The organism is Achromobacter sp. JD-1, from assembly GCF_038594925.1.
In the GTDB taxonomy this organism is placed as follows: domain Bacteria; phylum Pseudomonadota; class Gammaproteobacteria; order Burkholderiales; family Burkholderiaceae_B; genus Achromobacter; species Achromobacter spanius_C.
Genome location: NZ_JBCGCS010000021.1, coordinates 24,731 through 46,743, shown reverse-complemented (window position 1 = coordinate 46,743; position 22,013 = coordinate 24,731). Strand labels below are relative to the sequence as shown.

The following is a 22,013-nucleotide window of genomic DNA, read 5'->3' as shown; positions in this document are numbered from 1 at the left end:
ATATTGGCGTTGTCCAACCGCAGGAGTTTGCGATGCCCTCACTGAGACACGTCATCCTGGCCGCCGCCCTGGCCATGCCGCTCGCCGCGCACGCCGAAAGTGTCACCTTGCATGCCGCACGCGCCACCGCCAGCGCCGACCCGAACACCGGCGCGCGCGTGGTCGACGTGGAACTCAAGCCCGACAGCCGCAAGGCGCTGGCCGACTTCACCCGCGACCGCGTCGGCAAGCGCATTCAGCTGCGATCCAACGGCATCCTGCTGTCGTCGGCCACCTTGATGAGTCCGCTGGAAGGCGACAGCTTTCGCATCACGGCTGGCGAACACGGTTTTGCGGGCAAGTCCGCTGAAGAGATAGCCCAAGGCATCATGAAAGACGGCGGCCTGACCGTGGACGACGAGAACACGGCCAAGTAGCGGCTGGCTGGCTTCACGCACCCAGCGCCGCGCACCACTGCCTAACTCGCGCGGGCCGGTTCAGCCCGCGATTTCAAACAGGCCGGCCGCGCCCATGCCGCCGCCCACGCACATCGTGACGACGGCATAGCGCACGCCGCGCCGCCGGCCCTCTATCAACGCATGCCCCGCCATCCGCGCGCCCGACATGCCGTAAGGATGGCCGATGGCGATAGCGCCGCCGTTGACGTTCAGGCGCTCGTCCGGAATGCCCAATTGATCGCGGCAAACCAGCACCTGGCAGGCGAAGGCTTCGTTCAGTTCCCACAAGCCGATGTCATCCACCGTCAAGCCGTGGCGCGCCAGCAAGCGCGGCACGGCATGCACCGGCCCGATGCCCATTTCTTCCGGACCGCATCCGGCAACGGCCATGCCCCGGTAATACCCCAGCGGCGTCAGCCCACGGCTACGCGCCTGCGCGGCTTCCATCAGCACGCAGGCCGACGCGCCGTCCGACAGTTGCGAGGAATTGCCCGCCGTGATGTGTTGCCCCACTTCCAGGCGCTGGCCGTTCTTGAACACGGGTTGCAGCGCGGCCAGGCTGTCCAGCGAGGTGTCGGGCCGGTTGCCTTCGTCGCGGGTCAGCGTCACGGTCTGCACGGAAGTCTCGCCGGTGGCGCGGTCCGTCACCTGCTTGATGGCGGCGAGCGGCACGATCTCTGCATCGAAGCGGCCAGCGGCCTGGGCGGCGGCGGTGCGTTGCTGCGAGCGCAGCGCGTAGGCGTCTTGCGCGGCGCGGGGAATGCCGTAGCGGCTAGCCACGATCTCGGCCGTTTCCAGCATGCTCATGAATATTTCCGGCTGCTCGCGCATCAAGGCGTCGTCGAACCAGCGGCTGCGGTTCATGCGGTCGTTCTGCACCAGGGATATGGATTCGAGGCCGCCCGCCACCACGATGTCCATGCCTTCCTGCGTGACCTGCCGCGCGGCCGTGGCGATGGCCATCAAGCCAGAGGCGCACTGGCGGTCCAGCGTCATGGCGGCCACCTGCACGGGCAGGCCCGCCCGCAGCGCTGCCTGGCGCGCCACGTTCATGTGGGTGGTGCCTTGCTGCAAGGCGGCGCCCAGGATCACGTCTTCCACTTCGCCGGGGTCGATGCCCGCGCGCGCCACCGCATGGGAAATTGCGTGGCCGCCCAGGGTGGGCGCGGTGGTGTCGTTGAACGCCCCGCGATAGGCCCGGCCGATGGGCGTGCGGGCGGTGGAAACGATGACGGCTTCTCTCATGGTGAATTCCTAAGACTACACAGGCCCGACCGCCTTAATGATCCTGGCGGCGCCACAGGGTATGGCTTTGTTCTCGTGCGAATTGTGTGACGTAGTACGGTCCCAGGCCGCCCTTGCCGGTCATGCCCGAGCCCTTCCAACCGCAAAAGGTTTGTATGCCCGGCCACGCGCCCGTGGTCGCGCCGCTGGCGCGGTTCACGTACAGCGCGCCGGCTTGGGCCTGGTTCAGGAACAGGTCGATCTCGTCTTGCTCTTGCGCATAGCAGCCGGCGGTCAGTCCGTAGTCGACCGCGTTGCCGTCATCAATGGCCGCTTGCAGATCATCGAACGGCAGCACCGAGACCAAGGGCAGGAACAGTTCCTTGCGATTCAAGCGGTGGTCTGCGGGCAGGCCCGCGGCCACGGTGGGGCGCACGTAATGGCCATAGGCCAGTTCGCCCGCGATCAGGCGCCGGCCGCCCGACACCAGCCGGCCGGCAAGGTCCACGTCTTCGCAGGCGGTGCGATAGCGCCGCCACGCCGCTTCGTCGATCAGCGGCCCCATGAACACGTCGCGCTCACGCGGGTCGCCCACCACCACCGCCTCGGTAGCCGCGCACAGCCGATCCAGAAAGGCGTCGTGCACCGCCGCGTGCGCGTAGACCTTCGACCCCGCCGAACACTTCTGCCCTTGCAGCCCGAAGGCGGAACGCAGCACGCCTTGCACGGCCACGTCCAGGTCCGCGCTGGCGGTAATGTAGGTGGGATTCTTGCCGCCCATTTCGGCGATGACGGGCCGCGCGTGGCGGCCCGCCGCCACCGCTTGCAACAGCTCCATGCCCACGTCCAGGCTGCCGGTGAAGGCGTAGCCGTCGACGCCCGCATGCTGCGCCAGCAGCGCGCCCGTCTTGGCGCCACCGTACACGCCGTTCACGCAGCCTGACGGCAGGCCCGCGGCGTCGCAGGCGCCCAGCAGCAGCGCCCCCGTCAAGGCGGCGCGGGGCGACGGCTTATAGACCACGGCGTTGCCCGCCAAGAGGGCGGCGCACATCATGTTCACCGACAAGGCCAGCGGAAAATTGAAGGGCGCGATCACCGCGAAGACGCCATACGGACGCAACACGTCGTGCGTGCTTTCGTTGTCGAAGGCACGCGCCAGCGGTTGCCGATAGCCGTCGCTGCGTTCGGCCTGATCGCAGTAGTAACGGATCAGGTCCACCGCTTCCTCAGCCTCACCCAGCGCCTCCAGGCGTGACTTGCCGATCTCGATCATCGTGGCCATGGCGAAGTCGTACTTGCGTTCGGACAGCACCATCGCCAAACGCCGCAGCACCGCGATGCGCGCCGCCCAGCCTTGCGCGGCCCACGCCGGCTGCGCATGCCTGGCGCAGGCGATGGCGCGGTCCACGGTATCGGCGTCCGCACAAGGAAAGCGGCCAATCAACAACCAATGGTCGATCGGCGAATACGACGCTTGCAGCGCTTCGCCCGCCACCGCCTTGCCACCGAAGCGATGGCGATGGTCGTGGCCCAGCATGCGCGATTCGAAATCGGGCAGCCGTTGGTCCAGCAGGTCGTGCACCGCTGAGAAATCGGTGTGCAGGTTCGAGTACGTGACGCGAGGCAGGGTGGGGTCGATCACTGTGGCTCCCGGAGCAGCGTTCGGGTGGGCGTGGCCGGCCAGGCGCGGCCGGCTAGGCGCGGCCGGCCAACGGGCTCAGGCCGCCGCGCGCAACAAGGGTTCCAGCGCTTGGCGCAAGGCGGTGGGCAGTTCGACGGGCTTGCTGGATTCACGGTCTACGTAGGCGTGCGTGTAGCTGCCCTGCGCCGCCGCCGTCTCGTCGTCTCCGCGAAACAAGGCGAACTCATAGGTGACGCTGCTGCGGCCCAAGCGCCCGACGCGCAAGCCCAGCACCACGCGCTCGGGGAACGTGACCGGGCGAAAGTACGAGGTCTGGCTGTGCACCACCAGGCCGATCACGGCACTGGCGCGCAGGTCCAGCACGCCCAGCTCGATCAGCGTCTGGTTGACGGCCGTGTCGAAATATTCGTTGTAGACCACGTTGTTCATGTGGCCGTAGACGTCGGTATCGCGCAGCCGCGTGGTCATTGGCATCAGGCGCGGGTAGTCGGCGCGCGCGTGCGGGGCGGCGCGGCGCGGTTGCGCTTGTTCCGTGTTGGCGTTCATGCGGCCTCCTGTGCGCGCTTCAAAATGCGGGCAACGTGCGCCAGCCCCTCGGGCGGTTCGATCATCGAGTCCAGGCTGGCGATGGCATCGAAGTGCGCGGCGATGCTTTCCGGCGTGCGCTCGCTTTCCGGGAAATACACGCCCGCGCTTTCCACGATGGCCAGGCGCGCGTACGTGCCGGCGCCGGCCAGCAAGGCCGTGCGGCTGGGCGCGCCCTCGGCCACCAGGAACAAGGCCGCGGGCGTGACATAGGCGGGGTCCAAGGCACGCAACGCGTCGGCATCGAACATCTCGGCCGTCATGCGGGTAGCGGCGGTGGGCACCAGCGCATTCACGTGGATGCCGTGCTTCTGCCCTTCCAGGTGCAGCACGTTCATCAGGCCGACCACGCCTGCCTTCGCGGCGCCATAGTTCGATTGGCCGAAGTTTCCATACATGCCCGAGGTGGACGTGGTCATCAGGATGCGGCCGTAGCGTTGCTCGCGCATGATGGGCCACACGGCGCGCGCGCAATTGGCCGAGCCCAGCAGGTGTACATCGATGACGGCGTTGAAGTCGTCGGCGCTCATCTTGGCAAAAGTCTTGTCGCGCAGGATGCCGGCGTTGTTGATCAGGATGTCGACGCGGCCCCAAGCGTCGATGGCGCGCGCCACCATGGCGTTCACGGCCGAGGTGTCGCAGACGTTGCCGTCGTTGGCAATGGCCTGGCCGCCCGCCGCGCGGATTTCGTCGACCACGGTTTGCGCCGCGCCGCCAAAATCATTCACGACCACGCGGCAACCGCGCGCGGCCAGTTGCAGGGCGTGGCTGCGGCCCAGGCCTTGGCCGGCGCCGGTCACGATGGCAACACGTTCATCGAAGCGTAGAGTCATGGCGGTCATCCTTGAAGCACGGTCATGGTGATCCAGTCGGCCACCAAGGCGGGGCGCGTGGCGCCCTCGATCTCGACGGTGACGGCATAGCGGGTGGTGAATTCGCGTTCGTTGCGGGACGTGAATTCGCTAAGGACAAAGCGGCCCCGCACGCGCGCGCCCACCGGCACCGGGGTCAGAAAGCGGACTTTGTCGAAACCGTAGTTAATGCCGATGGCCCCTTCAAACGCGGGCAACACCTGCAGGCTGAACGCGGTCAGCAACGACAAAGACAGGAAGCCGTGCGCGATCGGCCCGCCAAACGCGCTTTCACGCGCGGCGCGCGCCGGGTCCACATGAATGAACTGGTGGTCGCCGGTGGCGTCGGCAAACAGGTCCACCTGCGCCTGCGTGATGGTGAGCCAGTCCGACACGCCGATTTCTTGCGATACCCGGGCGGCCAGGGTTTGCGGATGGGTCAGGGGCGGGGCAAGGTCTGTGGTCATGGAGGGCCGTTGCGTGATCGGGTCTGCGTGTAGGGGGCAGCGTGAATGGGGCAGCGTGTGGGCCTGATCGCTCAGTTAAGCGCTAAAACATACCGAGTAGTATAAACTTCGATTTTGCGATTTGCATAGCGTGCCGATGCCAGGCGCGCATGCGTCGCAAACGTGCCCCAGCACCCGGCGGGGCGATGGGCGATTGGCTAAACTGGCGCTTTGCCGTGACGCATGGATGGAGAAAGACGCAATGAATGGGGAACCTACGGTGACGGCTGCACGCGATGACGGCATGGGCAATATTGCACTGCTGACCGCGGCGGCCGAGTGCTTCATGGAGCAGGGGTTCCACGCCTCCAGCATCGACGACGTGGCGCGCCGGCTGGGCGCCACCAAGGGCCGCGTCTACCACTACTACCGATCAAAGACCGACCTGTTCTTCGACGTGCACCGCGAAGGCATGCGGCGCAACTTCGAAGCCGTGCGCCCGGTCATGAAGGAACCCGGCACCGCCGCCCATCGGCTGGCGCTGATGCTCAAGCACCACGCGCTGTCCATGATGGAGAACCTGGCGTTCGAAACGGTGGTGGTGCAAGGCGTGCACATGCATCGCCTGGGCGCGACCACCCCCGCGCAGCGCCAGACGCTGGCCGACCTGATGACCATCCGCGATGATTTCGAAGCGCTGTTCAAGCGCGTGGCTTACGAAGGCGTGGAAGACGGCTCGCTGGCCATCGACGACGTATCGGTAGCCATCAAGTCGGCGTTGGGCGCCATCAACTGGCTGGCGGTCTGGTATCGCCCGCGCCTGGGCGAAACCCGCGACGACCGCGAAATCCTGGCCAACAAAATCGTCCACACCATCATCGCCGGCCTGGGCACCCGCCCCTGACGGCAACACACCCATCGCGCGCAGCCCATCACCCCACCCTCACCCCAACCTTTCCCTCCGCAACCGCACCCCCGCCCGCTCCCGATCCCACGTCCCATCCGCCAAGCCCTCGCTGCGCAACACATGCTTTTGCAGCTTGCCGCTGGCCGTCTTCGGCAATTCCTCCACCACCCTGACATACCGCGGCACCATGTAATGCGGCACCCGCTCGGCCAGCCAGGCAACCAACTCGGCCGGCTCCACCTGCCCGCCCTCAACCGCCGTCACCACCGCCAGCACATCATCCTCACCGTGCTCGCTGGGCACCGCCACGGCCACCGCTTCCCGCACCGCCGGGTACGCGCAAATCTCCCCCTCAAGCTCGAACGACGAGATGTTCTCGCCGCGCCGACGGATCACGTCCTTCAAACGATCAACAAAGAAAAACGTGCCATCCGCCTCGCGCCGAAACGCATCCCCTGTGTGGAACCAGCCGTTGCGCATGGACGCGGCGGTGGCTTCGGCGTTGCGGTAATAGCCTGAAAACAGCGCCCAGGGGCGATGCGAACGGATCAGCAATTCGCCCACCTGGCCGTCCGGCAACGCGCGGTCTTGCGCATCACCCACGCGCAACTCGAACCAGGGCCTGGGCTTGCCGCAGTGCCCGGCTTCGGTCAGACCCGGCCCCGCGCTTAGCGGGCTGGCGATTTCGGTCATGTTGTAGACCGTGTACAGGTCCACCCCAAAGCGCGCCTGAAACGCGGGCGCGTCTTCGCCAAACGGCACGATGAAGGCACGGCGCAGGGTGTGTTCGCGATCGCGCGGCGATGGCGGCTGCTTGAGCAGGAAGTTGGCCATCACGCCCAGCAGCAGCACGACCGTGCTTTGGGTGTCGCGGATGGCGTCCCAGAATTCGGCGGTGCGGAACTCCGGCACCATGGCGATGGACCCGCCATAAGCCAGCATGGCGTACACGTACAGGGTGCTGCCGCAATGGAAGATGGGGCCCGCGATCATGCAGCGGTCTTCCGGCGTGATGCAGTCGAAGGCGTCCGGCCCCATCGTGTAGAGCTGCACATAGGACGTCACCACGCCCTTGGACAGCCCAGTGGTGCCGGACGTGTACATGATGGACTGCGTATCCCAGGGCTCGATGGGCGACTCGGTGGCCAGCAGCTCCGGCGCGGGGTCGCCCGCTTCATCCGCGAGCGGCGCAAACGACACGCCGGCCGGCGGCTCGGACGGCCTGGACGACGTGCCGCCATCGCCTTCGCCCGTGAGCAGCACCTGGCGCAGCGCCCCGGGCGGCAGTTCCTGCAAGCGCCCCACCAGCGCCCGGTGCGCCAGCATCAGCGAGGCTTGCGCGTTTTCCAGCACATGGGCCAGCGGGCGGCCGCGCAGCGCGGTGTTCAGCGGCACGTACACCGCACCCAGATAGTTGATGGCGAACCAACTGACCAGCAGCTCCGGCCCATTGCCCATCCAGCACAGCACGCGGTCGCCCTGCTTCACACCGGCACGCCGCAGCGTCGCGGCCCGGCGGCGCACCTGCGCCAGCGTCTGGGCATAAGTCCAGCCAGGGCCCTGGTGAAACTGGACAAAGATTCTGTCCGGTATCTTTTTTGCTTGCGCTTCCAGCAGATAGCGCAGCACGCACGCTTGGCGTTCGGGAACGGCCGCTGCAGCCTCGTCGTTCATCAACAGTCTCCTCATCTTGGTTTTTGCCTTATTTTTCATGACTTCCTGACGGCTATCCAGCATTGATGGATACGGACTTACCCGCACCCCGCGTGGGGAAGCATCCAGGAAGCCTTGCGGCTTTCAACATACTTGGTAGTATATCGATCAAATTCTTCAAAACAAGCGCGGAAAATCCCATGAGCATGGTTTCAATCGAACGTGACGATGGCGTGGCCGTAGTGCGTTACGACCGGGGCGGCAAGGCCAATGCATTGAACCTGGCGGCAATGGACGCATTGATCGATGCCGCCAGCGAGCTTGCGCGCGACGAGCACATCCGCGCCGTGGTGCTGACTGGCACGTCGGCCGTCTTCAGCGCCGGCATCGACCTGAAAGACCCTGCCCTGTGGACCCACGACGATCCCTTGTCCACGCAGCGCGCACTGGCGCGCGGCGAAGCACTGTGCCGCGCGTGGGCCGAACTGCCGCAAGCCACTCTTGCCGCCATTGAAGGCCCGGCCGTCGGCGGCGGCGCGGTGCTGGCGCTGGCGTGCGACTGGCGCGTGTTTTCCAATACCGCCTTTGTGCGCCTGCCCGAAGTGCGGCTGGGTCTGCCGCTGGCCTGGGGCGGCCTGCCCCGGCTGGCCAGCCTGGTAGGCCCCGCGCGCGCCAAGCGGGCGCTCTTCACCGACCTGCAACTGGACGCCGATACCGCCCACGCCTGGGGCCTGGCGGACGCGGTGGCTGCCGCGGGCGATGCCCTGCACGCCGCCATGGCCTTGGCACGCGACGCCGCCGCCTGCCCGCCGCTGGCGCTGCGCCTGAGCAAACGCGCCATCGACGCCCAATTCGACGCGAGCCGCCTGGCGCACGCGCAGACCGATCAGTTTCTGTTGTGCCATCTGCTGTCCCAACCCATCGCCGTATCGCCACCGCCGCAAAGATCCGCGTAAACAGCGGACGCCCACCTGGAGGAAAGACATGAACCATTACCTACGCGCCCTGCTCATTGCCGGGGCATTCACCGTGCCGACCGCGCACGCGCAGTCCGACAAGCCCATCCGCATCGGCGTCCTGACCGATCTGTCCGCCATGAACGCCGACCTGTCCGGGCAAGGCTCGGTGGAAGCCGCCCGCACGGCCGTGGAAGACTTCGGTCCGACGGTGCTGGGCCGCAAGATTGAAGTCATTGCCGGCGACCACCAAAACAAGGCGGACGTGGGTTCGGCCACCGCGCGTCGCTGGATCGATCAGGAAAACGTGAAGGCCATCGTCGACGTGCCCACCTCGTCCGTGGCGCTGGCGGTGCAGGAAATCACGCGCACCGCCAACATCGCGTTCCTGGCGTCAACGGCCGGCAGCTCGGACCTTACCGGCAAGGCCTGCTCGCCCTCTACCGCGCAATGGACCTACGACACTTATGCGCTGGCCAACGGCACCGGCCGCGCGCTGACCGAGTCCGGCATGAAGAAGTGGTACTTCCTGACCGCCGACTACGCCTTCGGCCACGCCTTGCAGGCCGATACCGAAAACGCCGTCAAAAAAGCGGGCGGCCAGACCTTGGGCTCGGTCAAGCATCCGCGCGCGTCGAACGACTTTTCGTCATTCCTCTTGCAAGCCCAGGCGTCCAAGGCCGAGATCGTGGCGCTGGCCAATTCGTCGGGCGACACCACCATGGCGATCAAGCAGGCCAATGAATTCGGCCTGATCCAGGGTGGGCAAAAACTGGCCGGGTTGCTCATGTTCATTACCGACGTGGACGGCGTGGGGCTGGAACAGGCGCAAGGCCTGGTGTTGACCAGCGGGTTCTATTGGGACATGGACGAGCGCACGCGTGCGTGGTCCAAGCGCTACGCCGAACGGATGAAGGGACGCGTGCCGACGATGGCGCAGGCAGGCGTCTATTCCGCCGTGCTGACCTTCCTGAACGGCGTGAAGGAAAGCGGCAAGCTGGAAGGCGACGCGGTGATGAAGCAGATTCGCGGCATGAAGATCGACGACATGTTCGCGCGCAATGCCTATCTGCGCGAAGACGGCCGCCTGGTGCACGACATGTATCTGGTCGAAGTGAAGAAGCCGTCGGAATCCAAGGCGCGCTGGGACTACTTCAAGATCCTGCGCACCATTCCCGGTGACAACGCCTTCCGTCCGCTGGACCAGGGCGGGTGCCCCTTGGTGGCGTCAAAGTCCGTGGCTTCGAAACCCGTGGCTTCCGCATCCGCCCCCAACGCATCCAAATAGTTTTGCTTGCTTGCGTTTGGCCGGCCCCGTGCAAACGGCGCCGGCCTTTTTTCGCGCGCGGACACGCCGCCAATGCTTTCAGCCTGGTGTCATTAACCTTTCATTTGCGGCTTCTAGTATTGCTCGTCCCATTCAGGCACAGCCCCCATCGCCAGGAATCAACATGAGCAAATCCATCTCTGACAAGATCGTCCGCAACCCCAGCCAGAGCACCCCTTTCAGCGAGATCCTGCAAAAGAACCTGTCGCGCCGCATGGTGATGCGCGGTGGTCTTGCCGCCGCCTTCGCGACGATGACCAGCCTTGGCCTGGCCGGCTGTAACAGCAGCGACGATGATGATGACGACAACGCCGGCGGTGCACCGACCCCGACGCCTGAAGTCCCGCCGCTCAAGCTCGGTTTCGACTCGCTGTCCACGTCGATGACGGATGCTTGCGTCGTGCCGCCAGGCTATGTCGCCCATGTGTTCGCGCCCTGGGGCACGCCGCTGAACGACAACGCGCAGCCCTGGGACCAGAACGGCAACAACACGTCCAACGATCTGCTCAACTCCATGGGCATGCATCACGACGGCATGCACTTCTTCCCCATCGAAGGCAGCTCCACCGAAGGTCTGCTCGCGGTCAACCACGAATACATCGACCAGGCCGCCCTGCATCCCGCCGGCCCGACCACGGTTGCCGGCAAGCGCCCCGCGGAAGAAGTGCGCAAGGAAATCAACGCGCACGGCGTGGCCATTGTGCATGTGCGCCGTGAAAACGGCCGCTGGAACATCGTCAACAACTCGCGCTACAACCGCCGCTTCACGTCGGCCACCGCGATGAAGCTGGCCGGCCCCATCGGCGGCACGGATTGGGTCAAGACGCCGTTCTCGCCCAACGGCATGCAAGTGCGCGGCACCAACAACAACTGCGGCAACGGCTACACGCCGTGGGGCACCTACATCACCGCCGAAGAAAACTGGGCGGCCTGCTTCGTGAACACCGGCGTGCGCCCCGCGCACCAGGTTCGCGTTGGCGTATCCGCCGGCCCGGCCGCCCGCTACCAGTGGGAAACCGCCGCGGGCGACCCCACCGAAGTGCTGGGCGAATTCGCGCGTTTCAACGTCACGGAAACGGGTCTCGACGCCACGCAGGATTGGCGCAACGAGGTCAACGGCTTCGGCTACCTGGTTGAGATCGACCCCTACGACCCCGCCAGCATCGCCACCAAGCGCACCGCCATGGGCCGCTTCGCGCACGAAGGCTGCGCCTACAGCAAGCCCGAAGCCGGCAAGCCGCTGGCCTTCTACAGCGGCGACGATTCGCGCTTTGAATACATCTACCGCTTCGTGTCCGAAGCGGTGTGGGATCCGAAGGACGCCGAGCGCACCGACCGCCTGGCCGTGGGCGCCAAGTATCTGGACAAGGGCACGCTGTACGTGGCCCGCTTCGACGCCGACGGCACGGGCGAATGGCTGCCCTTGGTGGGCACCACCGTGGGCACCGGCGGCCTCACGCTGGCCGACGAATTCGGCAGCCTGGACGCCATCCTCATCAACACCCGCGGCGCGGCCGACTTCGTGGGCGCCACCCCGATGGACCGCCCGGAGTGGACCGCCACGCACCCCACCAACGGCGACATCTACCTGACGCTGACGAACAACACCAGCCGCAACGCCGGCACCGGCACCAACCCGCCCAACCCGCGCCTGAACAACGTCAACGGCCACATCATCCGCTGGCACGATGAAGCCGACTCGACCAAGTTCGAGTGGGATATTTTCGTGTTCGGTTCGGATGCCGGCGCCGACGCCGACACCAACCGTTCGGGCCTGACCGCGCTGAACCAACTGGCCAGCCCCGATGGCATTGCCTTCGACAGCCGCGGCATCCTGTGGATTCAGACCGACAACGGCATCGACGGCGGCCGCAACAACGACGTGGCGCGCGCCACCAACGACCAGATGCTGGCCGTCATCCCGGGCGCGCTTGCCGACAGCACCGGCACGGGCCCGGCCATCAACGCGTCCAACCAGTCCGAACTGCGCCGCTTCTTCGTCGGCCCCAACGAAGCCGAAATCACCGGCTTCGCGTTCACGCCGGACTACACCACCATCTTCCTGAACGTCCAGCATCCGGCCAACTGGCCGGCCTACGGCACGGATGATGCGACGATTGCCCCCAGCGGCACCGTGCGCCCGCGCGCATCGACGGTGGTGATCCAACGCACCGACGGCGGACAGATCGGGGTGTGATTGACAAGGCGCCGTCCTTCACGGGACGGCGCTGTTGCCGTGCAAACCGACGGGCTGACCGGGCAATGTTGCCTGGTCAGCCCGAATGCATTTTGAGGACATGCGCCTCACGCTGCATGTCCATGCCCGTGCAGGTGCTCAACCGGCCAGCGGCCACATCCCTTCCGATTGCAGCAGACGGCCCATGGCGTTTTCCAGAATGCCGCGCGCCTGGCCCGCGGCTTGCTCCAGCGCCAGATGCAATTGCGCGTCGGCGTCATTGCGTGAGGCGCACTGGGCGCTGTAACGCTCGAAGCTGCCCACCATCATGAGCAGCTCGGCAAGATGTCTGGGGCACTCACACGCGATGGGGTTGCGCAGGGCCATGATCTTGGCCAGGGCCTCTTCGTTGAACGTGATGGCCGCAGCGGGGGCAAGCGCGGCAAGGTTCGTCCCGGCGACCGCCGAGCGGCACAGCGGCGCGAGCTCCGTCAGTTGAGCCGGAACGCGCGCCACCAGGCAGCCTTGCGCGCGCAGGGTGCGTATGGTGCTGCTGGCGCAAAAACGGTAGAGCACGACCACGGCGCCGGTCTCGGTCGCGTCGCGCGCGCGCTGGATGGGTGCAAGCGCATCGGCATCCAGCTCCGAGATTTCAATGATGAGCACGTCGGCATGACGCGGCAGCGAGCCGGCGTCTTCCAGGTGTGCGCGGGCGCCGATCACATGCACGTCGGGCCCTGCCATAAAGCCCGTGAACCCATCCTGGCCCGTGGACCCACCGTGACCCGTGCCCCCGGCCAAGAGGCGAGGGGCAAGGGTCGGGCCGAGCGCCACGGCACGCAAGGGCGGCCCGGCCATGCTGGGCTGCGCACCCAGCATGGTTTGCAACTGCTCCAGCGGCAGCATCGCAAGGGTGCCGATGGCATGCCCCTGATCCACAAGCTGTTTCAACAGGCTGAGGCGTCGGACTTGCTCAGCCGAGTACAGCCGCTGACCGCGCGGCGAGCGTGCCGGCGAGGACAACTGGTAGCGCCGTTCCCAGACGCGCAGGGTTTCAACAGGCAGACCTGCCAGCTTGGCGGCAACCCCCGTGCGGTAGGTGGCGCTTGATCCGGCGTCGTCGAGGTCGATATGGGCAATGGATGACATTTTTGACCCGCTTATGAACCGATAAAGAGTGGATTTTATAGGTTCAAAGTATGGACGAAGTGAAAGATGCCGCCTACTCTACCCTCACGCATCGCGTTTTCCAAGTTGCGACGCAATGTTGAGAGCCCGCCATGACGCGGGCGCCAACCCCTCACCTCTGGAGCACACCATGAAGCGATTTCTGATTGGAACGACGATAGCCCTGGCTTGCGGCTGGGCCAATGCCGCCGACATCGTGGACACAGCCAAATCGGCGGGCGATTTCAAGACGTTGACCACCGCGGTACAGGCCGCCGGCCTGACCGACACGCTGAAGGGACCGGGTCCCTACACTGTCTTTGCCCCCACTGACGCCGCGTTTGCCAAGGTGCCGAAGGACAAGCTGGACGCACTGCTGAAGGACAAGGCCGCGCTGACCAAGGTGCTGACGTATCACGTGGTGCCAGGCAAGGTCATGGCCAAGGACGTCAAGGCGGGCACGGTCAAGACCGTTGAGGGCAGCCCCATCACCGTGACCGTCGCCGACGGCAAGGTGAAGGTGAATGACGCCAACGTGGTCAAGACGGATATTGCCGCCGACAACGGCGTCATCCACGTCATCGACACGGTTCTGATGCCGATGTAATCCGGGACAGCTGCGGGTCACCCCCGCAGCCATCTCGCCGCAATCGGGGCGCCGAGAAGCAACCATACCTCTAGTTTTGACCTGTACGGATATTCCGGGGGCACGTCATTATCGGACGCGGACCTGACGTCCACGGCACGGCTCAAACGCCACGATTTCTTGAGGAGAGGGCCGCCTAGGAAACCTGGGGCAATCCAGTGCGGTCGGCCGGCGCCGTTTGCACTTCATGCGAAATCGATAGCTGGTTTCGCCCATTTCGCTTGGCCTCGTAAAGCGCGGCGTCTGCCCGCGCGATGAGCGCATCGGGCGTCTCACCCGGCGCAAACTGTGCAACGCCAAGCGATAAGGTAAGCGAACCAATTTCCGCGTCGTCATGCGCATGCACGCTGTTGCGGATACGCTCGGCGAGGTGGGTCGCGTCACCAAGCCCGCAATCCGCGAGCACAATGACGAATTCTTCACCTCCCCACCGAATCACCGCGTCCTGGCCGCGCACCGCTCGCTGCAGGATTCCGGCGATATCGACAAGAACGCGATCCCCGGCTAGGTGCCCAAAGTCGTCGTTAATCCGCTTGAAGTGGTCGATATCCGCAATGATCAAGCTAAGTGGATCACCGTCCGCCTGGGCTCTCAAGAACGCGTCGCGCAGCGCTTTTTCTCCGTGATGACGGTTGTAAAGACCCGTGAGCTTGTCCTTCGTGGCGGCGCGCCATAGCGCCTGTTCCCGTTTCACTTGTCGCGACACGTCTTTGCTGACACCGATATGGTGGGTCGCCCGCCCATGATCATCGAATATGGTCGAGATGGTCTGCTCAACGTGAAAGAGCGACCCGTCACGTCTGCGATTGACGAACGTGGCGCGGAAATCCTGCCCGCGTGAAAGAGCGCGGTACATGGCCGCATAGAAAGCGTCATCGTGCTTGCCGGATTTGAGTATTGCCGCCGTTTTGTATTTGATTTCAGTCAGTGGATAACCCGTGGCATTTTCAAACGCCGCGTTCACGAAGATGATCCGTGCCCGGGCGTCCGTCAGCATGACCAGATCGCTTGTTGCATCGAGGGCGCGTGCCAGCAGACGGTTGGTACGCTCTACGCGCACCAATTCGGAAATATCCTCCTGCACCGAGACAAAAGACGTGACCACCCCGCTTGCGTCGTGAAGTGGCGAAATATTCCAGCGGACGATGTAATCGGAACCGTCCTTGCGATAGTTTGTCGCAACACCCTCAAAACATCGCCCTTCTTTCAAACAGCAGCGCAGGTCCTCGATGACGTTCGGGTCTGTGGCCGGCCCTTGAAGAATGCTGAGAGATCGCCCGCGCAACTCGTCCAGGGAATAGCCAGTCATGGCAACGAACGCTGGATTGGCGAACTGAACTCGACATCCCACAGAGAGGTCCGCATCGGTGATGACCAGTGCGTTCCACGTCTGCATGAATGCCGCTTCAAATATTCTCTGTTGCGGCGTGCTCATGCGTTTTCCGCTACCCCACCGGGGTGGCCGCGGCGGTGATCAGCTTGCATTGGATATCGACGGCATTGCCTTGAATGCAGGCTTCGCGAACAAATAGCCTTGCATGAGGGCGATGCCCTGCGACGCGAGAAAGTCGCGCTCGCCCGTGGTTTCGACCCCTTCGGCAATGACGCGAATTCCCAAGTCTGTACAGATCGCGTGTACGCCGGCGATGATGCGCTGCCGCGCGGTATCAGCGTCAACACCTCGCACGAGCGCCATGTCGAGCTTGATGAGGTCGGGCTGAAAGTCCGCCAGAAGCGTCAAACCCGAGTAGCCCGCACCAAAGTCATCGATTGCAGTCTGAAAGCCGTACGACTTGTAGGCCTGGAAGATCTTCAACAGATGATCACGGTCGGTGATGCTCTCACCCTCTATGGTTTCGAAAATGATCCGATTCACCGGAAAGCCGTACTGCTCTGCGGCCTCAAAGGTCGTGCGTATGCACGCGGCGGGCTGATAGACGGCGTTCGGCATGAAGTTGATGGACAGGAAGCGGTCCATCCCCATCTGGGCAGCCAGCTCAATCGCCGTCGTGCGGCAACGCTGATCAAAATGATAGCGGTTGGCATCGTCCACTTGCGACAACACGGATGCTGCCGGTTCACCGTGTGGCCCGCGCACCAGCGCTTCGTAGGCATAGGCCTCGCCGGATGTCAGATCGACGATCGGCTGAAACGCAAACGCCATTTCAATCGAGGTGGTATCACCAGATTTGCAACCGTGACACGTGCCGTCTGATACGGCTGGCTTGGCGGAGCCGTGGATTGGAATCATGTTCGCAAGCGGGAAGGAAAATTTGATGGGCAGACAGGCGCCTGAGCCCTGGACCGCATGCCGCGCGGCTGCCGCCGAGTCTAAGCTGTAGCGACTTTAACAGATGCGCGAATGGCCCCGCGCGGCATGGCCTGGGGTGCCGCGATCGTCATGACCTTCATCCTGGGGCTTCGAGACCAATCCCGTGCTCGGGTTTGCGCGCCTTAGTGCCCCAACGACTTGGCGTCGGCGCCCGCTTTTTCGTGAATCGCGAATCGGCCAATCATGGTGGCGCTGGCGGCGTTCAGCCCGACGACATCCACGGTCTTGCCTGCGCGACGCAGCTTGATCACGACCTTGTCCAAGGCGCCAACGGCGGAGATGTCCCAGAAGTGCGCGGCGGACACATCCAGCACGACGTAATCCACGACCTCTTTGAAATCGATGGCTTCGGCAAAGCGTTCGGTGGATGCAAAAAACACCTGGCCCGCGTAGTAATAGGTGCGCGTGCGCCCATCCTCCGACAAGGCCGAAGTCACCGCGAAGAGCCGCCTGACCTTGCCAGCGAAGAACACACCGCTGAGCAACACACCGACCAACACGCCCCGGGCAAGATCGTGCGTCCAGACCACCACCACAACGGTCGCCACCATCACCACCGACGACTGCCAGGGGTGCGTACGCAGGTTGCGGATAGACCCCCAACTGAACGTGCCGATGGACACCATGATCATGACCGCCACCAATGCCGGCATCGGAATCCTGGCCACCAAGGGCCCCAGCACGACGATCAGGAACAGCAGGAAGGAACCGGCAACGAAAGTGGACAGCCGGGTCGAACCGCCGGACTTCACGTTGATGACGGATTGGCCGATCATGGCGCAACCGCCCATGCCACCGAAGAAACCCGTCACGAAATTCGCGATGCCCTGGCCCTTGCATTCGCGCCGCTTATCGCTGGGCGTGTCGGTCAGGTCATCCACGATCTGCGCGGTCATCATTGATTCCAGCAGGCCCACCGCCGCCATGGTCAGCGAATACGGAAGAATGATCTGCAAGGTCTCGAAGGTGAAGGGCACGTTCGGAATCAGGAACGAGGGCAGGGACGAAGGCAGCTTGCCCATATCACCCACCGTGTTGACGGGCAGGCCCCAATAAATCGAGATGATCGTCAGCACGATGATCGCGATCAAGGGTGACGGCACGGCCCGGGTCAGGCGAGGAAACAGATAGATGATCGCCAGGCCACCCGCCACCATCACGTAGGTGATCCAGGTGACGTTGATCAACTGCGGCAGTTGGGCGATGAAAATCAGGATCGCCAGCGCATTCACGAAGCCGGTGACGACTGAGCGCGACACGTATTGCATCAGCAGATCCAGCCGAAGAAAGCCGGCGATGACCTGGAAGACGCCCATCAGGATGGTGGCGGCGAACAGGTATTCAACACCATGCTGCTTGACCAAGGGCACCACCAGCACGGCAATGGCGGCCGTGGCCGCCGAGATCATGCCGGGCCGGCCGCCGACCAACGAGATGATCACGGCAATGGAGAACGAGGCGTAAAGTCCCAGCCTGGGGTCCACGCCGGCGATGATGGAAAAGCCGATGGCTTCAGGGATCAGCGCAAGGGCGACGACGATGCCCGCAAGAATGTCGTTGCGAGGATTGGCCATCCATTCGCGACGAAAAGAGGAAAGAAAAGACATTGTTTGGCTAACCTGACGTTAGCAAGCGATGCCTCACACCGAGGGTGATTTGGAGTTGGTCCCGGAGCGAGCCGTTATTCGCTTGGAGTTGTCCGAGGGATAGGCGCCCGGCCGAGCCACCCGGCGAAGCCGAGTCCACTAGTATCGCTATTGAAGCGATGCGCATCCATTGCAGATGCCGCGAGGCCGGATTTTACACGGATTGCCAGGCAGGTTCATTTCCGGAGCACGCGCCCGCCCCCGCCCCATGGGGCGCGATGAACCAAAAAAAGGCGGCCCGCTAGGCCGCCTGTGGTGCGCCGTCCCAGATTCGGGCTTCCGCCTTCCTGGCCGACAAGGACAGGCCCAGCCGTCGGCTTTCCGTCAAGGCTTGCCGCCAGCAGGCCACGGCGCGCGCGCCATCCCCCCGCTTTTCCCAGGTGTCTCCCAGCAAGCGCAGGTACTCGCCGCGCAGGGACTCGGTGCCGAACTTCTCCATCAGCTTGCCAGCCCGTTCGATGGCCGCCGTGGCCGCGTCCACCTGGTTCCAGGCCAGGTGCGCTTGCGCCAGCATCAGCTCCATCGTGGATTGCATGACCGGCAAATCCTTGCCGCACGCCCGCACCGCGCGCTCAATGTCGGCCATTGCCGACCTGTCGCCGTTGCGGGCATTCACCCACCCCATCCAGGCCAGGCCCAGTTCCTTCCAGATGGAAAAGTCCGCTTGTCCCGCCAGGGAAGACAGCCGGGTCGCCGCCTCGCGCGTGGCATCCTCGTCGCCCCGCAGCCATTGCAGCCGGGCCACCACGCTGAGGCAAAGCACGCGACTGCCCAGGTGGTCCAGGGTATCGGCGCTTTCCAGCGCGGCCCGCGCGCTGGCCTGCCCTTCTTCGTCGCGCCCCTGCAGCGTCAAGGCCAGACCCAGCATGGCCCGCGCCAGGCTGGCGCCATCCGCGCCGCAGCAGGCGAACCTGAGGCTGTGGTCCGCCTGGCCGCTTAACGTAAGAATGGATGAACGCAGCCAACGCTCGGCATTGGCGGCGTCGCCCATCCACAGACGGCTGTCGCCGTAGGTGTATTGCGCCCAGCCCAGGTGCAGACCATCGCCCGTCTGCTCGGCATGGCGGTGGATACGGTCGGCGAATTGCAGGCTTTCTGCATGGGGACGCGTGCACAGCGTCACCAGCCAGTCGCCCCACAGCTGGCGAAACTGGATATGCGGACTATCTTCGCTGTCGCGCAATTTGGCGGTGCGGGCATAGGCCTGCGAGGTTTCATGCGCGCCGCCGCCCCGCATCGCGGTGAACAGGGTTCCCCGCAGAAGCTGGCAGTCCAATTCGGCCTTGCGGCGCAGGTCCGCGTCCGCGATGAACGGCAACGCTGCCAACGCGCGCTCGCTCAAGGATTGCGCTTCGCCCAGCGCCGACTGCGCCAGGGCATCCCGCATGGCCAGGCACCACCAATGCGAAGCGTCAGCGTGCCGCGCATGATCAAGGTGCAAGGCGATGTGCGCGGGCTCCGATGCATTGGCGCGCGGATCCAGGCTCATCAGGTACTGCGCAACCTGCTCGTGTTGGCGCTGGCGTTCTTGCGGGCTCAGCGATCGGTAGATGGCGGTGCGGATCAGTTCATGGCGGAAGTTGGCCGGAATGCCGTCATCGATCAGACCGCGCCGATGCAATTCAACCAGCAGGCCCGGAATGTCGCGCCGGTTCAAACCAACGTCCATGGCCGCGCGGGTGAGCAAGGCATCGTCCAGCCGGCCAGCCACGGCGGCGAACTGGATCAGGTGGCGTGCCACGGTACCCAGCGCGGACAGTCGCGATGCAACCAGGTCAGCAATGACCGGAGTCACCCCAATATCGGTGCCCAGCGCAACCTGGCGCACCATTTCTTCCGCGTACAAGGGAACGCCCTCGGCGCCGTCGACGATCTTGGCCCGCAGCGCGGGCGCCAGGCGCTGCCCGCGCGAACGGTGGGCAACCAGTTCCCCCATGGCCTGGCGATCCAGATGGCTGAGGCGCAGATCGTGTGCTTCCCAGGTGCGCACGAATTCCTCACGCGCCGTGGTCAGCAGCATCATCGGGCCCCGCACGGTCCGGCGCATCAATGCTTCGATCAGAGACAGGCTGGAGCGATCCGCCCAATGCAGGTCTTCCCAGATCAGCAGGCGCGGCCCGTCATCCTTTTCGTGATACGCCAGGATAGCGGCCAGCGCGTCGACCAGCGCGCCATGCGAGGTGTGGCCGGGCACGGGGGTATCGGCATCGCCGCGACAATTTTCGGGAAACAGCACCCGCTTGAGCGCCGATCGCAGGCTGGGATCCAGCCCCGCGCGCTTGCAAAGAATGTCGACCGAGCGCGACGGCAGGTCGGCCGCCCCCGGATCGGCACCATCAGCCGAGCCCCATTCCAGCGACAGGCGTTGCAGCAGGTGCTCGCGCACGGGATGAAAAGGCGTTTCGCTATGGCCTTCGTAACAGGCAAGCAGACACACTTCACCGCCTGTGCGGCGCACGTACTCCGCCGTCACGCCGGCAAGCAGCGATTTGCCAATGCCAGGTTCGCCACGCACCATCATGGCCGTCGGCGGCTGCGCCATGGGCAGGCGCGCCCACATGCGCACCAGGCTGTCGAATTCACGCACCCGGCCGAACATGCGATGCACCGCCGCGGCCTCAAGCTGCGCCTCAAGCAGGCACAGTTGGCGCCCATGCCGCTTTTCGCTGCGCACGGCGAACTGATCCATCAAGCGTTCACGCACCGCCGAACCGATCAGTATCTCGCCGGCCTCGGCAAGGTAGCTCAGCCGCATGGCCTCTTGGGTGACGAGCGCGCCGCCATCCGGCCGCTCGTCCGCGTGCACCAGCGCGATATCGGCGTGCAGGCCCATGCCGACACGCATGCCCGGCGGCAACACCAGCTCGCGGATGGCGCATGCCAGCCGGGCAGCGGCGTGCGCGGGCCGCTCGGTCAGCACCGGATGGCCGAAAACAATCGCCATGTTGCTGGCCAGGCCAAGCAGCACCTGCCCGCCCTCTTTGCGCGCCAGGTCCTGCAAGTGCCGGCGCGCCATCTGCATGCCTTGCAGCGTTTGCTCGGGCTGCAGGGTTGGGTCGTCGGCGGATACGGTCACCGCCAGCACCGCCAGCGGACGGTACTGCCTTTGCTCGGACAGCACCGGTCCGCCCAGTTCGGCGGGCGGCACGATGTTTTCCATGAGCGCGCGGGTTTCGTCCGAGGGCTGGGTGTCGAAGCGATCGCGCATCAGGCTCACGCAGTCCTGGAAGGCCAGCATTGCGGCATCGCGATTGCCGCTGTCCAGCAGCAGGCGTATCAGTTGGCGATGCGCGCCTTCATCTTCCGGATGCGTCTGCACCCACAGCTTGGCATGCTCCAGCGCCTCGGCTTGCCTGCCCTGCTGGCCCAGGCGGGTCAACAGGGCCTTGCGGCATTCCGAGATCTCGCGCTCGATACGCGATTGCCAACTGGTGTGCCAACTGCTGAAGGCAGCGCTTTCGGGCAGGTCGGAATATTCCAGCAGCCGGCCTCGGTCATAGGACAAGCGCTCTTCCAGGCCAAGCGTCTCGTAGCCCGCACTGCCGGTCACGGCCAGCACGTCCACCATGATGACCTTGGGATTGAGCGCCAAGGTGCTGTTCGTGCCCGACCACACGTCCGGCACATTTTCGAACAGGCGCCGCAGCACGAACAAAGCGTGCCGAAGGTTGGCCCGCCCATTGCCCTCTTCGTCCGGCCACAGCATGTCGGCCAGATCCGCGCGCGAGTACGGCTTGCCCTGCGCAAGCGCAAGCAATGCGAGCAATAGCTTCGGTTTGTTGTAGGTAATGGCGCGCGCGCCGCTAACGTCCCCCACGGCGACATCGAATTCGCCCAGCAGACGTAGTTGCACGGGCCTCAGCAGACTGGGATGCATGGGACCCTGATAGACCAAGCGGCCGCGCCTAGAGAATTCGCCCTAAGCGCCTTGTACTGATGAGCATTCTTACTTTTCCCCGTGACCGTTGTTGTGTCTGGCTGTTATGTGTGATTTCTAGCGGAAGGTATCACCGCGCCG

At 64.8% G+C, this 22,013-nt stretch carries 17 protein-coding genes and 1 other annotated feature; of the genes, 6 read left to right on the top strand and 11 right to left on the bottom strand.

The features are described 5' to 3' along the window. The first annotated feature begins 32 nt into the window (after positions 1 to 32). The gene (locus WBR68_RS25120; RefSeq protein ID WP_127186000.1) at positions 33 to 416 is read left to right on the top strand and encodes a SecDF P1 head subdomain-containing protein; all 384 of its coding nucleotides are present in this window, start codon (positions 33 to 35) and stop codon (positions 414 to 416) included. A 60-nt stretch (positions 417 to 476) separates the two neighbouring features. Here the strand turns inward: WBR68_RS25120 and WBR68_RS25115 are convergent, their stop codons facing one another. The 5 genes from WBR68_RS25115 to WBR68_RS25095 form a co-directional block, all read right to left on the bottom strand. After that, entirely contained in the window at positions 477 to 1,682 is a 1,206-nt protein-coding gene (locus WBR68_RS25115) for an acetyl-CoA C-acyltransferase (protein ID WP_127186001.1), read from the bottom strand. A gap of 34 nt (positions 1,683 to 1,716) precedes the next feature. After that, complete coding sequence (locus WBR68_RS25110) at positions 1,717 to 3,303, bottom strand: aldehyde dehydrogenase family protein (RefSeq protein WP_230695564.1); 1,587 nt, start codon at positions 3,301 to 3,303, stop codon at positions 1,717 to 1,719. 75 nt (positions 3,304 to 3,378) lie between these two features. Continuing rightward, positions 3,379 to 3,849: an acyl-CoA thioesterase gene (locus WBR68_RS25105; protein WP_050445830.1), complete on the bottom strand. Its 471-nt coding sequence runs from the start codon at positions 3,847 to 3,849 to the stop codon at positions 3,379 to 3,381. Further along, positions 3,846 to 4,721, bottom strand: coding sequence for an SDR family NAD(P)-dependent oxidoreductase (locus tag WBR68_RS25100; protein WP_230695563.1), 876 nt, complete (start codon positions 4,719 to 4,721; stop codon positions 3,846 to 3,848). The genes WBR68_RS25105 and WBR68_RS25100 overlap by 4 nt, the downstream gene beginning before the upstream one ends. A gap of 5 nt (positions 4,722 to 4,726) precedes the next feature. Further along, positions 4,727 to 5,206 carry a MaoC family dehydratase gene (locus WBR68_RS25095; RefSeq protein ID WP_127186005.1) on the bottom strand — a complete coding sequence of 160 codons (480 nt, stop codon included), beginning with the start codon at positions 5,204 to 5,206 and terminating at the stop codon, positions 4,727 to 4,729. Between the two features lie 241 nt (positions 5,207 to 5,447). Between WBR68_RS25095 and WBR68_RS25090 the strand changes: the two genes are divergently transcribed. Then, positions 5,448 to 6,089 carry a TetR/AcrR family transcriptional regulator gene (locus WBR68_RS25090; protein WP_050445828.1) on the top strand — a complete coding sequence of 214 codons (642 nt, stop codon included), beginning with the start codon at positions 5,448 to 5,450 and terminating at the stop codon, positions 6,087 to 6,089. A 39-nt stretch (positions 6,090 to 6,128) separates the two neighbouring features. Here the strand turns inward: WBR68_RS25090 and WBR68_RS25085 are convergent, their stop codons facing one another. Continuing rightward, positions 6,129 to 7,766, bottom strand: coding sequence for an AMP-binding protein (locus WBR68_RS25085; RefSeq protein WP_230695562.1), 1,638 nt, complete (start codon positions 7,764 to 7,766; stop codon positions 6,129 to 6,131). Between the two features lie 179 nt (positions 7,767 to 7,945). On the opposite strand from WBR68_RS25085, the gene WBR68_RS25080 reads away from it, so the two are divergent. The 3 genes from WBR68_RS25080 to WBR68_RS25070 all read left to right on the top strand — a co-directional run bounded on the left by WBR68_RS25080 (position 7,946) and on the right by WBR68_RS25070 (position 12,225). Further along, positions 7,946 to 8,701, top strand: coding sequence for an enoyl-CoA hydratase/isomerase family protein (locus WBR68_RS25080; protein WP_230695561.1), 756 nt, complete (start codon positions 7,946 to 7,948; stop codon positions 8,699 to 8,701). A gap of 28 nt (positions 8,702 to 8,729) precedes the next feature. Beyond that, positions 8,730 to 9,989, top strand: a complete 1,260-nt coding sequence (locus tag WBR68_RS25075; RefSeq protein ID WP_230695560.1) for an ABC transporter substrate-binding protein — start codon at positions 8,730 to 8,732, stop codon at positions 9,987 to 9,989. A gap of 163 nt (positions 9,990 to 10,152) precedes the next feature. Continuing rightward, positions 10,153 to 12,225, top strand: coding sequence for a PhoX family protein (locus WBR68_RS25070; protein WP_230695559.1), 2,073 nt, complete (start codon positions 10,153 to 10,155; stop codon positions 12,223 to 12,225). 138 nt (positions 12,226 to 12,363) lie between these two features. Here WBR68_RS25070 and WBR68_RS25065 read toward each other — a convergent pair whose 3' ends face one another. Then, positions 12,364 to 13,353: a MerR family transcriptional regulator gene (locus tag WBR68_RS25065; RefSeq protein WP_230695558.1), complete on the bottom strand. Its 990-nt coding sequence runs from the start codon at positions 13,351 to 13,353 to the stop codon at positions 12,364 to 12,366. A 169-nt stretch (positions 13,354 to 13,522) separates the two neighbouring features. Between WBR68_RS25065 and WBR68_RS25060 the strand changes: the two genes are divergently transcribed. Further along, a complete protein-coding gene (locus tag WBR68_RS25060) occupies positions 13,523 to 13,978 on the top strand; it encodes a fasciclin domain-containing protein (RefSeq protein ID WP_050445822.1) in 456 nt (151 codons plus the stop codon). 175 nt (positions 13,979 to 14,153) lie between these two features. On the opposite strand, the gene WBR68_RS25055 is transcribed toward WBR68_RS25060, so the two are convergent. From WBR68_RS25055 to WBR68_RS25040, 4 genes are all read right to left on the bottom strand, one after another. Then, positions 14,154 to 15,452 carry a sensor domain-containing diguanylate cyclase gene (locus WBR68_RS25055; RefSeq protein WP_127186009.1) on the bottom strand — a complete coding sequence of 433 codons (1,299 nt, stop codon included), beginning with the start codon at positions 15,450 to 15,452 and terminating at the stop codon, positions 14,154 to 14,156. A gap of 39 nt (positions 15,453 to 15,491) precedes the next feature. Continuing rightward, positions 15,492 to 16,268 (bottom strand): EAL domain-containing protein, encoded by a 777-nt coding sequence (locus WBR68_RS25050; protein ID WP_230695557.1) that lies wholly within the window; start codon positions 16,266 to 16,268, stop codon positions 15,492 to 15,494. Between the two features lie 203 nt (positions 16,269 to 16,471). Further along, positions 16,472 to 17,956, bottom strand: coding sequence for a SulP family inorganic anion transporter (locus WBR68_RS25045; RefSeq protein ID WP_230695556.1), 1,485 nt, complete (start codon positions 17,954 to 17,956; stop codon positions 16,472 to 16,474). 86 nt (positions 17,957 to 18,042) lie between these two features. Next, positions 18,043 to 18,096, bottom strand: a sequence feature (sul1 is cis-regulatory element that is thought to sense ions involved in sulfur or methionine metabolism; They are found in Alphaproteobacteria). Between the two features lie 140 nt (positions 18,097 to 18,236). Then, a complete protein-coding gene (locus tag WBR68_RS25040; protein WP_230695555.1) occupies positions 18,237 to 21,872 on the bottom strand; it encodes an AAA family ATPase in 3,636 nt (1,211 codons plus the stop codon). Positions 21,873 to 22,013: the final 141 nt, after the last annotated feature.